Source organism: Methylocaldum sp. 14B (genome assembly GCF_002005105.1).
Lineage (GTDB): Bacteria > Pseudomonadota > Gammaproteobacteria > Methylococcales > Methylococcaceae > Methylocaldum.
Genome location: NZ_MSCV01000035.1, coordinates 13,773 through 27,147 on the forward strand (window position 1 = coordinate 13,773; position 13,375 = coordinate 27,147).

A 13,375-nucleotide genomic window follows, 5' to 3' on the forward strand; every position below is an offset into this window, starting at 1 on the left:
GGCGCAAGGTCTTCATGCCTGCCGTCCCGGTGAAGTCTTTGAGGCTGCGGCGCGCAAACGCCATACATCGAGCGCCCCAAAGGTGATCGCGACCACGACCGGGCCGACAAAGAATCCCGCCGCCCCGAAGACGATGATGCCGCCGATCAACGCAATCACGAGTGGCACCGTGTGCAGATGGAGATATTTCCCGACCACGATCGGATAAAGCAGGTTATCGGCCAACCCCACGACCACGGCGCCCCAGAGCGCCAGGATCGCGGCCTGGCTCCATTGGCCATCGAGCAGCAGCAACCCGGCCGCCGGCAGCCAAACGACCGGCGCACCGAGCAGCGGAATGATCGCGAAGACGCCCATCACGATTGCCCAGAACCACGCCGCCGGGAGATCGAGCCACCAGAACATCAAGCCGCCGAGCAGACCCTGCACGATGCTCACCAGCACCTTGCCGTAGACCGTCGCGAAGATCGTGTCCGCCGCGACACCGATGATGCGATCCATTTCGGCAGATGCAAGGGGAAGCAGCGAGCGGATGCCCCCGAGGAGCGAATCGCGATCGCGGAGGAAGTAGAACAGAAAGAAGAAAACGAGCGCGAGCTCGATCACGCCGAGGAATGAAGTCTTCACCGCGAACGACCCCGCCGCGGTCAAGAGGGCGCCCGCCTGTTGGACCAAGTCACTGAGATCCACGCGCTCCTTCACCCATTCCCATGCGGGCCCGATCCATTCGTGCCGCTCGATCGCATCGTCCCACGCGTTCGATTCGATCTGCGCCCTGATCAACGTGAATCCCTTGACCGCTTCATTGATGAAGCCTGGAACGAGCATCCCGGCAGGAACGATCAGGAGCACCGCGATCGCGACGACGGAGCACCCGGCGGCCAGGCTTGGCGAGCGAATCCATTTCGTTACCTGACGATGCAGTGGTCCGCCGACGACCGCCAGCGCCGTTGCCCAGGCGAGCGACGAAACGAAAGGCCGCGCGATCAGGTAGCAGAGAAACAGGGCGAGAACGGTGAGCGCGAGCAGCGCAAGGTCGGAGAGTCCTCTTTGCGACCAGAAGCGGTCTGCTTCAGGCGAGGGAAGGACGGGGAGCGTGGCAGGTTCCGATGGAGTCATGTGCAGAGTTCCCCTGTCGGGTGAGAGATCGGTGTCGTGCCTACCAGTCAAGTCGGCATTCCACCGCTGACGCCAGAGCCATTTCTCCATCGAAATCGCGAGAAAGCCGGCAAGTGCGACCGCTACCGGGGCGATCCAGTCCGTCGCATCCAGCGGATGGCTGTGGAACAGTTGATTGAACGGCGGCAGATAGATGAAGCCGAGTTGCAGCATTATCGTCGCCGCGATGCCGAAATACACGTACGGGTTACTGAGCAGTCCAATGCGAAAAACGCTCTCGGTGAGCGAGCGGCAGTTAAGGAGATAGATCGCCTGGAACAGGATGATGGTCGTGACGGCGACCGTCTGCGACTCGGCACGCGCGAGTTCCGCAGCGACGCCTTCCCGCAGGTCCGTGTTGTACTCGTGGAAGAACAGGCTCACGGCGCCCGCGGTCATGAGCGCACCGACGAGGAAGGTGCGAAAGATCAGGAAGGGACTGAGCAGCGCCTCGTTCGGCGGCCGCGGCGGCCGCTCCATCACGTCCGGTTCGTGGGTCTCGAACGCGAGCGGCAGCGCGAGCGCGATGGCTACGACCAGATTGACCCAGAGGATCTGGACCGGCTCGATCGGCATCAGCAGGCGCCCCTCGGTGACGGGGAAGAACAGCACCGCGACGAGGATGATCATCGCCTGGCCGAGGCTCGTCGGCAGGATGAACGCGAGCGACTTGGTCAGGTTGTCGTAGACCCGTCGCCCTTCCTCGACTGCCGCGCCGATGGACGCGAAGTTGTCGTCGGCGAGCACCATGTCCGCGGCTTCCTTGGCCACGGCCGTGCCGCTGATGCCCATGGCGACGCCGATCTCCGCTCGCTTCAGGGCGGGCGCATCGTTGACGCCGTCGCCGGTCATCGCAACGATCTCGCCGTCGGCCTGGAGCGCCTTGACGAGCCGCAGCTTGTGTTCGGGTGCGACCCGCGCGAAGACATTGGCTGTCTGCGCGAGTGCGGCGAGTTCCCTGTCCGATGCAGTCTCGATCTGATGCCCCGTGATGACTCCGGGACCGGACCCGCCGGGGTCGAGCAATCCGAAGATCTCCCCGATGGCACGCGCGGTGGCCGGATGGTCGCCCGTCACGATCTTCACGGCGACGCCTGCGCGCCCGCATGTCCGCACGGCCTCCGCGCGGGGCGGATCCACCATGCCCACGAGCCCGAGGAAACGCAAGTCGCGCTGCCACGCGGTGCCTTCGAGGCTGGCGATCGGCTCGTCGAGCATCGCCGAAGCCACGCCCAAAACGCGCAAGCCTCGTGCTGCCAAGGCGTGCGCCGCCTCGTGAACGAGGTCGAGCGTCATCGGCTGGCCGCCCGCGAAGGCCGGGCAGAGCTTAGCCACGACTTCGGGTGCGCCCTTCAGGCAGACAAGGGCACGGTTGTCGGAACCGACGTGCAGGGTTGCCATGAACTGCCGCTCGGAATCGAAAGGGATCGCGTCCTCGCGCGGGAACGTCGTGCGGAGCGCCGTCTCGTCCAGCTTCGCCTTGCGCGCCGCGACGACGAGCGCGCCTTCGGTCGGGTCGCCCACGATTGTCCAGCGGCCGTCGTCCAGCTCCAGAGTCGCGTCGTTGCAGAGCACGGAGGAAATGAGCAAGTGCCTGACGGCATCGGGCAGCGGATCGACGGATTCGTCACCGGCGCGAAGTTCGCCTTCCGGCGCGTAGCCGATCCCGGTCACCTCGATCGGGCCGGCCGGCGTCCACAGCGCTTCCACCGTCATCTCGTTCCGGGTCAGCGTCCCGGTCTTGTCGGTGCAGATGACCGTCGTACTGCCGAGCGTCTCCACGGCGGGCAGATGCCGAATGATCGCGTGGCGGCGTGCCATGCGGCGCACGCCGATCGCCGAGGCGATGGTGATGACGGCGGGGAGGCCCTCGGGAATCGAGGCCACCGCGAGCGTGATCGCCGCGAACGCACTGTCGAGCAGCGGGTATTCGCGCATCATACCCACGAGGAAGATCAGTCCCGCGACAACCAGAATTCCCAGCATGATGGCGCGGGCGAGGCTGGCGAGTCTGCGCGTGAGGGGCGTTTCCAACTCCGCAGTCTCACTCAGCAGCCGGGAAATCCGGCCGAGCTCGCTCCGCGGCCCGGTGGCGGTGACCACGCCCTTCGCGGTGCCGGAGACGACCAATGTCCCGCCGAACGCCATCGAACGGCGATCACCGAGCACCGCATCGCGCTCGACCGGTGCCTCGTGTTTGGCAACCGGCACCGATTCGCCGGTGAGCGCGGCTTCCTCCACGAGGAGCCCATTGGCCTCGAACAGGCGTACGTCGGCAGAGACTTGGTCGCCCGGCTGAAGGATAAGGATGTCGCCGGGCACGAGTTCGTGCGCGGGCACGGCGGTCTGATCCCCGTCGCGCAGAACGGTCGCGTTCTGCGGGACCATTCGGCTCAGCGCTTCGATCGCCTGGCCGGCACGCATCTCCTGCACGAAGCCTACCAGCGTGTTCAGGACGACGACCGCCAGGACCACGACGCCATCGGTTACCTTGCCCATCAGCACGGCGAGCAGCGCCGCCGCGAGCAAGACGTACACGAGCGGATCGGCGAGCTGATGCAACAGGATCCTAAGCCAACTCCGACGCGGCCCCCGCTCGATCCGGTTAGGGCCGTGCTCGCGTAACCGCGTCTCCGCCTCAGATGCCGACAACCCGTCCGGCGAGCTGTTCAGCTCCCCGAAGACCTGCTCGACCGGAAGCGAGTGCCAAGACGCGGCGAGATCGTTCATCGGCTGAACGACGCTTCCGGAATCGGCACGAATGCTTTCATCGATGATCCCCGGCAACTGTTTAAAGTATCCTTTGACCACTATGCTCGGTTTAGTTGGGTTGACGAAATTTGAAAGGCATTCGCACCCCGAAGGCTTCTGAAGTCATCGGATTCGAGCCTCCCTTTCCAATTTAGACCGGCTCCAGCCGGATGGACTGGACGTTCACCACGTCCGTCACCCAAACGAGACCGTCCCCTTGCTGCCCGGTATGGGCATGGGCGTGGATGATGCGGACAATTTCCTCCACCTTATCGTCCGGGGCGACGATTTCCACCCGAACCTTGGGCGAAAAATCGGTCAGTTCTTCCCGGATGTTATGCCCGACTTCCGGTTCGTCATGCGGACTACACCCTTCCGCCCGGCTCACAGTCATTCCCGGAAAGCCGCGCATCTGGCGGAATGCGTTTCTGAGCTTGCTCAGCCGCTGGGGCTGGATGATGGCTTTGATCTCTTTCATGGACTCTCCTCTTTCAAACTTCGATACGTTTTTCTTCGAACCATCGGTACAGGGCCGGCAGCACCACCAGGGTGAGCAAGGTTGAGGTGATCAATCCGCCGATCACCACGATCGCCAGCGGGCGCTGGACTTCGGAGCCCGGCCCCGTGGCGAACAGGAAGGGCACCAGGCCGAGCATCGCGACCGTCGCCGTCATCATCACCGGCCGGAAGCGCTGCTTGCAGCCTTCGACAATGGCCTCCCGCTGGCGCAAGCCCTCGTCCCGAAGTCCCCGGATGTAAGACACCAGCACCACCCCGTTCAGCACCGCAATGCCCCATAAGGTGATGAAGCCGACCGAGGCAGGCACCGATAGATATTCTCCGGTGAGAAACAGCGAGAAGATGCCGCCCATGGAGGCGAACGGCAGCACCAGAATGATGAGGGCGGCGAAGCGCAACGAGTTGAACAGCAAAAACAACAGAAAGAAGATCGCCGCGATGGTGATGGGGATAATCACCATCAGGCGGTGCATGGCCCGGTCGAGATTTTCGAATTGTCCGCCCCAGGTGACGTAATAGCCTTCCGGAAGCTTCACTCGCTCGGCGACGGCCTTTTGCAGTTCCGCGACGAAGCCGCCCAAATCGCGGCCCCTGACGTTCGCGCCGATCACGATGCGGCGCCGGGCACTGTCGCGGCTGATCTGCGCCGGTCCGTCCACGACCTCGATGATGGCCAAATCTTCCAGCGGCACCAGGGCGCCATTGGGGGATTTCAGCAGTATTTGTCCGATGGCCTGCGGATTGTTTCTGAATTTTTCAGGAAACCGGACTACCGCCGAAAACCGCCGCTCGCCCTCGTAGATTTCGGTACTGACGCGGCCGCCGATGGCGGTCTCGATGATGTCGTTGATGTCGGCCACGTTGATGCCGTGGCGGGCGATGGCCTGGCGGTCGACATCGATGGTGAGATACTGCTGGCCGCTCACGCGTTCGACGCGGATGTCGGCGGCGCCTTCGATCGAGTTGAGCACCCTGATGATTTCATCGGCCTTTTGCTTCAGGACCTCCAGTTCGTCGCCGAACAGCTTGATGGCGATATCGGAGCGCACCCCGGTCACCATTTCGTCCACCCGGTCCGAGATCGGCTGCGCCATCACGATTTGCACGCCGGGCAAGACGCTCAGTTTTTCCCGCAAGGCATCCATTACATCGTCCTGATCCCAACCGGGCGGCAGTTCCTCCCGCGGTTTGAGGGTCAGGATAGGAGTAGACTCGTTCTCCGGTTGCGTGTCCGTGGGGTTTTCGGAACGTCCCAACTGGGACACCGCCAGGGCGATGCCCGGCACGTCCGTCACCAGACGCATGGCTTCCGTCTCCAGGTGGATGGACTCATCCAGCGACATGCTCGGAACCCGGTTGATGCCCGTCACGATGGAGCCTTCTTTCATCTCCGGAATGAAGGAGGTCCCCAGAAAAGGCGCGAGCGAGACGCTGCCGATCAACACCAGAATCGCGGCAATGATCACTTTGCGGGGATTATTTAAGGCGAAGTCTAATAGGCTCAGATAGGGCCGCTTGAGAAAAGCAATGATCCGCGTGTCGTGCTCCGCGCCGCCTTTCAAAAGATACGAACACAATACTGGCGACAGGGTGAGCGACACGATGAGCGAGATAAAGAGCGCGATCGCGATGGTGTAGGCCAGCGGCGCGAACATCTTGCCTTCGATGCCGGTCAGGGTCATCAGCGGCAGGAACACCAGGCAGATGATGCCCACCCCGAACAGGACCGGCGTGCCCACTTCGGCGGCGGCGCGCAAAACGATCAAGCTCCGGCTTTCGCCGGTTTCTTTAGCCTCGCCCAGGTGGCGGAAGGCGTTCTCCACCACGACCACCGAGCCGTCCACCATGATGCCGATGGCGATGGCGAGCCCGCCGAGGGACATGAGGTTGGCCGAGATGCCGTAGTGGTTCATCGCCATGAACGTCACCAGCGGCGTGATGATCAGCGTCGCCACCACGATCAGGCTGGAGCGGATATCCCCGAGATACAGCAACAAGACCACGATCACCAGCACGACGCCTTCCATCAGCACTTTGGTCACCGTGTGGATTGCCGCATCGACTAGGCCGGTGCGGTCGTAATAAGGCGTAATCTGTAAGCTCCCCGGCAGCATGCCGTGTTCGTTGATCTCCAGGACCCGCTCCTTGACCCGGCCGACGATCTCCTTGGCGTTGCCGCCGCGGATCATCATCACGATACCGCCCACTGCCTCGGTGTAGCCGTTCTTGATCACCGCGCCGGAACGCACGGCATGACCGATGCGCACCTCGGCAACGTCATGGATGAAGACCGGAGTGCCGGCGCTTTCCTTGAGAACGATATTGCCGATGTCGTCGAGGTCTTCGATCAGACCGATCCCGCGGATGAGGTATTGTTCGGCGTATTGCGGCAGTTTGCCGCCGCCGCTGTTGGCATTGTTGAGCGCCAGCGCCGTGTAGACGTCTTTTAGCGTCAGGCCGTAATGGCGCAAGCGGTCGGGATTGGGAAGGACCTGATACTGACGCTCCAAGCCGCCGATCGAGTTGATTTCGGCGACGCCGGGAATGCCGCGGAGCAGCGGACGCACCACCCAGTCCTGAATCGTCCTGCGCTCGGTCAGTTCTTCCTCGGTCAGGGCGCGTTCGCCGTCGTCAGGCCGCTCCAGGGTGTATTGGTAGACTTCGCCCAGGCCGGTGGAAACCGGTCCGAGAATCGGTATAACGCCTTCCGGCAAGCGTTCCGCCGCTTCGATCAGCCGTTCGAGCGCCAGTTGCCGGGCGAAATAGACGTTAGTCTCATCGGTAAACACCAGATTGATCTGGGACAACGCGTTGCGGTTCACCGAGCGCATCTCGACCAGGCCGGGAAGCCCCGTCATGGCGATTTCCAGCGGGACGGTGACGAAACGCTCGACCTCCTCGGGAGAGCGGCCAGGCACTTCGGCCGCCACTTGGACCTGGACGTTGGTCACGTCGGGAAAGGCGTCGATGGATAGGTTCTGCATGGCGTTAAAGCCGAACGCGACCAGGCACAACGCGATGATCACGACTACCAATCGCTGCTTAAGGGCGGCGCGGATCAAGTTTTCGATCATGGCCTACTCCAGTTCTTTGCGGATACGTTCGTTGTTCAGATGGAACGCGCCATCTACAACAGTCGGTTCCCCTTCCGTGAGCCCTTCGATCACTCGGCGATATCCGCCTTGCTCGGGAGCAAGCGAAACCGGACGCAGGGCGAACCCATCGGCGGCGATCCGGACGAAGACATAGTCCTGATCGCCGCTTCTCACCACGGCTTTGGCCGGGACACCGAGGCCGGTCAAAGCCGGCTTCCGGATGACCATGGTGGCCAGCATTTCGGGTTTGATCTTGCGCTCCGCATTGTTCACCTCCATGCGCACGGTGACCGTGCGCGTGGTGGGGTTCACGATGTCGGAGACGTAGATCAGCTTGCCGCTGATTTTCTGTCCCGGCAGCGCTGGAATCTGCACTTCGGTCTGGCCATCGGGTTCGATCAGATAGGCCTTTTGTTCCGGCGCTTCGGCCACCACCCACACGCGGGACAGGTCGGCAATCGTAAACAGGTCGTCCGTGGTCTGAGCGATCTGGCCTAGGGAAACATGCCGCTCGATCACGGTCCCCGCCACGGTGGCGGTCACCGGGGTCACCGAATCGATCTGGCCGGTGGCCGCGAGGCGCTGGATGGCGCCCTCGCTCATGCCCATCACGCGCAGCTGATCGGCACTGGCGCGAAGCTCCACCTCGGCTTCCATCAATTCGCTTTCCCGTTCCTTGAGTTCCGCCCGGCTGATCACGTCGGCTTGCAGCAGGCGTCGCGCGCGATCCACCGCAAGTTTGTACAGATTCACCCGGGTTTTCGCTTTCAGATAGGCGGCTTGGGCGTTGCCGAGTTCGGTGCTGTTGATGCGGGCTAGGATCTCGCCTTTTTTGACGGTTTGGCCGATGAAGGCGTTGATCTCGGCGACCCGTCCGCTGACGCTGGGACCGATGCGGGCCACGCGATGCTCGTCCAGGGCTACTCGGGCTGGAAGATGCAGGGATTCGGCAGTCTCCTTAGGAGCGACCGGAGCGATGGTTAGTCTCTGGAGTAGAGAGGACGGTGCGGTTACCGTCACCGCGCCGGCAGCGTCCTGCCCGTAGGCCGGCGCCAGGCCGATGAGGCACAACACTAAGGGAATGAGTATTTTCATAGCGACTGATCCTGGTAGTCCTGAGCCCGAAGCCGCTCGATTTCGAGCAGCGCGGCGTTCTTATCGAACAAGGCGTTGATATAGTCGACGCGTACCGCCTGAAAGGTGCGTTGGGCGTCGAGATAATCGAGAATGCCTCTTTCGCCGAGACGGTAAGCGGCCTCCGCTACCTTGAGGGCAGCTTCCGCTTCTCGGAGAAGACCCGACTCGAAGGTCTCGATTTGCTGACTGGCGATGCGGTAGGCGGTAATCGCAGTGTCGAGTTCGTACAGAAGGCTCAGCAGTTGCCGATCCGCTAGGGCGTCCGCCCGTGCGCGGTCGGCGGCGGCGCGGGCGATGGGGCCTTGCCGCTGATTCCACAGAGGAAGCGGCACGATGAGGTCGACCCGCCACTGCTCCAGATTGGGCTCTCGATAGACGCCGGCCTTGATGGTGGGCTGGGGATAGCGCAGCGCCTGTTCCAGTTCGAGCTGAGACGTGGCTCGGTCGACTTCCGCCCGCGCCTGAATGAGGGCCGGATGGTTCCGCTGCACTTGATCGCGGAGCGCATCGAGGTTCGGCGGTTCCCGGCGGGCCGCGGGGAGCTCGCCGACCAGGTCCGAGTCGGGCGGGAGCCGTCCGGCGACCAAGGCCCTGAGGGCCGTCTTGGCCTGCTCCACGCGCAGCGCTGCGCTCTCACGGTTCTTCGTGGCCCCGAGGAGTTCCGCTTCCGCCTTGACCAGTTCGTAACGCGAGGCTTCGCCGACTTCAACGCGGATGCGGATCTTGTCGCGGATGGATTCGAGCAGGCTCCGGTTGGCCTCCGCCATCGCCAGCAGCTCCTGCTGCCGCAGCACGTTATAGAACGCCTGCTTGACCCGGGTCAGCACGTTGAGGCTAATAGTTCGATAAAAGGCCTTCGCCGCGTCCACGCCGGCTTCGCCCGCTTCCCGCCGGGGACGGCGGACATACGGGAGTTCGATCGGCTGGGCGATATCGGCGCCGGTTAAAATGCCGCGGGTGACGCCGGTATCACGGGCCACCGATTCGCCCGCCCCGACCTGAATCTCCGGGTTGGGATAGGCTTTGGCAGTAATCAGATCGCCTTCCGCACCCTCGATTTGGGTCCGGGCAGCCGTTAGCTCGGGATTATGTTTTTCCGCCAAAGCCAGAAGGTCGGCCAGGCTCAACGAGGAACCGGCCGAATCCGAGGCGGACATGGAAAGAATCAAGAACCCGCACAGTAGTAGCGCTGGGGTCTTTTGTAGGGATGAACCCGTCATGGCTCTCGCTTGATGTCGTCGATCGGGAGGCGATGAATAAGCATTCATCGCGCCTGGCGGATAAAGATGGCCTGGGGCCAGCTTCATCCACGGGATCGGGGGCTAACAGCGGCGAGGGGGAGGCGGCTCGGGAATGATGTCTTGGGAACGGGACAGGACGGGGGCCGACCGATAACGCACCGGTTTTATCCCCCATGGCGAATAGCTCAAGGAATCCTGGGCCAGGCTGTCGTCATCCAGGTTGGAATAATCCGCCTCGTCCTGCGACTCGGCATCCGACTCTCCGTCGTCATCCCAATCCGGTGAACGCTCGGCGGTTTCGAGCGGGGACGCGTAGTCGGCCTGGGGCAAAGACAGGTCCAGATCCATAACCACCTGAATCCGCCACAGACCGGTGACGACATTCAGCGTCAACAGGAGCAGATAAAAGTAGTGTCCCGCAGGGCGGGTAGGCCGAACGCGTTGTTTTACTTGTTTCATGTATTGTTTCAAGCCGAAGACATACGGGAGTTTTCGGGCTTGAAACCAAAAAGATGGGCTATCGAACGGCGGGTATTCTAACCGTAATTTCGAGACCTGGAAAATCACGCTCTATCGTTGTTTGGGATAACTTGTCCCGCATCGCGGCAACGAGGTTCGCACGGCCATCGAAGCCCGTGGAGCCATTCTCAAGGCGCTGCCGCCCCATAGTCCGGATCTCAATCCTATCGAGCAGGCCTTTTCAAAACTGGGAAAATACCAGGGCTGCGTTGAGCCTCTTGGATAAGTCACGAAATAGTCACGTTGACGGTCGTGAAAGACCATCAAAACTTAGCTAAGTGATTGATTCGGTTGGCGCCCCGGATACGATTCGAACGTACGACCTTCCCCTTAGGAGGGAAGCTATCATTTTTTCAGACTTGGTAAATCAGTAACTTAGGCACATGCTCCCCGCGTGAACCGGACTGAGAATGCCACGAAATGAAGAAGCTTGACCGGGGTTTGTCACGTTTTAGTCACGTGACCAAAGCGCCAAACAGGACTGACACTACCGATAGCCAACATCAATTTTCATCGGCCAACAGCCGGGCATCACATTCGTTGTCGCGGCTGCTTTGATTCCGTAACGGATTCAAGAACGGATGGATGGAACCGTATGTCGATTCCTTGCCGTGTCGGGTGCTGGGCGCAGATCCCGATCGATGAAGTGACTGGCGAGCCCGGGCTTGTGAACAAATGCCGTGAGCGACCGGCCGGTCGCCTGTAAAGGAGGTCCCAATCTTAAAAAATCGGATTTTTGAAATCATTACAACAGAAGTCGAATTTTCACCCAAGCTACCGATCCCGTGAAAAGATCAATGACAAAATCACCATTGGCCAAATCCTGAAAAGAAGCCGATAGCCGGGTTTTCAATGGTACCGAGAACCACACCACGATCAAGCAAACGATTCTGTTCCTCGCACGATGTCTCCGGCAGAAGCGCGCAAGAATGACATGCCGCCAGGTTGCAGCTGTCTGAACCTTGTCCTCGGCTCTCAATGCACACTGGATCGGATGAGCACCAGCGAGACTTCTCCATGGCACGTTGTATCACGCTTCCCAAGCGATCTGGCTGGCCCATGCGCACTAAGCCGCCCATGGTGCCTTCCGAATCGCCAGCAGCCGTGTAGATCAGGATCCCCGCCATGGGATTTTCACCTTCGGCAGAATAGATTCGTTCGCGCAACGATGCCGAACCGTAACCACAGTCCTGCACAAGTTGATTGATCAGCAGGTGGGCAAAGGTATGCAAGAGCACAAATCTGGGGGTGATCAGCCGCTGTTCCCGATGGCGTCTTTCTGCCAGCGTATCCATGTTTTTCCGCATAAGGGACAGTCGACCATCCAGTTCCATTCCATGTCGCTCCAGCCATTGCTGTAAGCGGGACTCGGAAAACTGAACGAAGATACCCTCCCCACGCACTACTATGGCCGGCAACCACTTCTTGTGACCTGCCATGAATAGAGCACGCTTTTCATCAGGCGTGAGGCCAGTGGAGTAAATACGGGAAAAGCCTTCGAAGGCCCGCGTTTCCCGAAGCTTGTTCAGAAGCGCAACTCGACTGAAGGCACTCTGAACGAATGTGTCATACTTCGTAATATCGGTGCCGCGAATATCCAGATCCGTCTTGGGGTAGCCCACTTGAAGGTCGCGGGAGAACACGCTGAATTCCTGCTGACGATAGCCTACTTCTTCGTCATCAGGGTTGGCGGCTCTTACTTCCACGCCATTTCCGGAAAAATGCGACCTGAGCGCATCCAAAATGAATGTGGGATCAGCATTCCAGTTCAGACTCTTCACCGCAGCCGCGACAGCATCCAGTGACAGCTGGCGATCTGATGCTGATTTGATGCACTGGTCCAAGAACGCGCGTGTTGTGCGATTATCCAGAAGGATACCGTGCAAAAGATGACGATTGGCCGCCTTGGCCAGAGTGGCAGGCTCCACTATAGATTCGGGGTAATACTTCGCAAGGGCATTGACAGCGGCTCGATGGCTCACAAGACCGTTGTCTGAGTCCAGAGCGCTCTCTCGCAGACGGTTCTTGACGTCGCGATCATCGAGAAGGTCCAAGACTTCCTGAGTCAACGACTTGTCATCAATATCCGGGATATAGATCGAACTGACCACCGAAGGGAAATAAAGATTGGTGGCGCTCTTAAGCACCACATGGAGAGGATGCCCACAACCGGCAGCAGGTCGAAGATCGGTTCCAACCGCCAGCACCGGATTGATGCCTGAACAGCTGACGTTTATCTCACTTAACGCCTTGCTCCACTCTTCGCCCGCCTGCGGATCATTGTGCACAAATGCTCCTGCAAGCGATCGTTTCGCGAGTTGATTAGCTCCAAAGCGTACAACCTGAACTTTCCCGTCCTTATCTTTCTCCTCGGCCTGAACGGAGACGCCCGCTAGCGAGGCGCTACCAGAACTGGTCATGCGCAACCATCTATCAATTCCGTCAGGTTTCCAATCCATGCTGTTGCCATTAAATATCCATTCCACCCATGGAAAATCCTGGATATGCCCTTTTGCACAGGCAGCGACAAAACGCACTTGAAATGTCTTACGCTTCGGGTGCATCTTGCCGGCATCCGAACCGGTCGAAATCGGTCCTTCGCATATCGGCGCATCCTTGTCATGATAGCGCCCTAGATGCATGCGGCCGCACCTTGGGCAAACATGCCAGAGCGGAAAGCGCAGGAAAGGCAACTTAAGATTGATATTACGCTGCTGACCGCCATGACGGTTCGGTCTTCGGAAATCTGGTGGCTGGACGAAGAAGTCGACACCTAGGCGTCTGGCCAGTCGTTTTTCGTCATCTATAATGAATTCCCGATGATCCGGGTTGTTCTCGTCAAAGGGCCATGCGTCCAGCCCGGCGTGAATCAGTGAAACCGGGCCAGGAAAATCCACCATTGCACCCGGCCCGAATGGTGCAATGGCCTGCGATTTGCGAACAGGACGGCTCATG

At 60.6% G+C, this 13,375-nt stretch carries 7 protein-coding genes, 1 tRNA gene and 1 pseudogene; 1 reads left to right on the top strand and 8 read right to left on the bottom strand.

Going from position 1 to position 13,375, the window contains the following annotated elements:
* Positions 1-12 precede the first annotated feature (12 nt).
* The 6 genes from B2A78_RS20765 to B2A78_RS20790 form a co-directional block, all read right to left on the bottom strand.
* Positions 13-3,945, bottom strand: a complete 3,933-nt coding sequence (locus tag B2A78_RS20765; protein ID WP_143735254.1) for an HAD-IC family P-type ATPase — start codon at positions 3,943-3,945, stop codon at positions 13-15.
* Between the two features lie 115 nt (positions 3,946-4,060).
* On the bottom strand, positions 4,061-4,387 hold the full coding sequence (locus B2A78_RS20770) for a P-II family nitrogen regulator (protein WP_077731967.1): 327 nt from the start codon (positions 4,385-4,387) through the stop codon (positions 4,061-4,063).
* 13 nt (positions 4,388-4,400) lie between these two features.
* Positions 4,401-7,502: an efflux RND transporter permease subunit gene (locus B2A78_RS20775; RefSeq protein ID WP_077731968.1), complete on the bottom strand. Its 3,102-nt coding sequence runs from the start codon at positions 7,500-7,502 to the stop codon at positions 4,401-4,403.
* A gap of 3 nt (positions 7,503-7,505) precedes the next feature.
* Positions 7,506-8,618 (bottom strand): efflux RND transporter periplasmic adaptor subunit, encoded by a 1,113-nt coding sequence (locus B2A78_RS20780; protein WP_077731969.1) that lies wholly within the window; start codon positions 8,616-8,618, stop codon positions 7,506-7,508.
* Complete coding sequence (locus B2A78_RS20785) at positions 8,615-9,817, bottom strand: TolC family protein (protein WP_205780857.1); 1,203 nt, start codon at positions 9,815-9,817, stop codon at positions 8,615-8,617. Before B2A78_RS20785 ends, B2A78_RS20780 begins: the two co-directional genes overlap by 4 nt.
* 165 nt (positions 9,818-9,982) lie before the next feature.
* Positions 9,983-10,360 (bottom strand): hypothetical protein, encoded by a 378-nt coding sequence (locus B2A78_RS20790; RefSeq protein WP_077731971.1) that lies wholly within the window; start codon positions 10,358-10,360, stop codon positions 9,983-9,985.
* Between the two features lie 113 nt (positions 10,361-10,473).
* Between B2A78_RS20790 and B2A78_RS25830 the strand changes: the two are divergent.
* A pseudogene (locus B2A78_RS25830) lies at positions 10,474-10,610 on the top strand (transposase); the annotation flags it as partial.
* Between the two features lie 102 nt (positions 10,611-10,712).
* Here B2A78_RS25830 and B2A78_RS26195 read toward each other — a convergent pair.
* A tRNA-Ser gene (locus B2A78_RS26195) sits at positions 10,713-10,801 on the bottom strand.
* Positions 10,802-11,226: 425 nt separating this feature from the next.
* Positions 11,227-13,374 (bottom strand): DUF1998 domain-containing protein, encoded by a 2,148-nt coding sequence (locus B2A78_RS20800; protein WP_077731972.1) that lies wholly within the window; start codon positions 13,372-13,374, stop codon positions 11,227-11,229.
* Position 13,375 lies beyond the last annotated feature (1 nt).

What these genes read in the sequence shown, in the direction of transcription:
- B2A78_RS20770 (WP_077731967.1), bottom strand. Translation starts at nt 4,387, where the DNA reads ATGAAAGAGATCAAAGCCATCATCCAGCCCCAGCGGCTGAGCAAGCTC.
- B2A78_RS20775 (WP_077731968.1), bottom strand. Translation starts at nt 7,502, where the DNA reads ATGATCGAAAACTTGATCCGCGCCGCCCTTAAGCAGCGATTGGTAGTC.
- B2A78_RS20780 (WP_077731969.1), bottom strand. Translation starts at nt 8,618, where the DNA reads ATGAAAATACTCATTCCCTTAGTGTTGTGCCTCATCGGCCTGGCGCCG.
- B2A78_RS20785 (WP_205780857.1), bottom strand. Translation starts at nt 9,817, where the DNA reads ATGTCCGCCTCGGATTCGGCCGGTTCCTCGTTGAGCCTGGCCGACCTT.
- B2A78_RS20790 (WP_077731971.1), bottom strand. Translation starts at nt 10,360, where the DNA reads ATGAAACAAGTAAAACAACGCGTTCGGCCTACCCGCCCTGCGGGACAC.
- B2A78_RS20800 (WP_077731972.1), bottom strand. Translation starts at nt 13,374, where the DNA reads ATGAGCCGTCCTGTTCGCAAATCGCAGGCCATTGCACCATTCGGGCCG.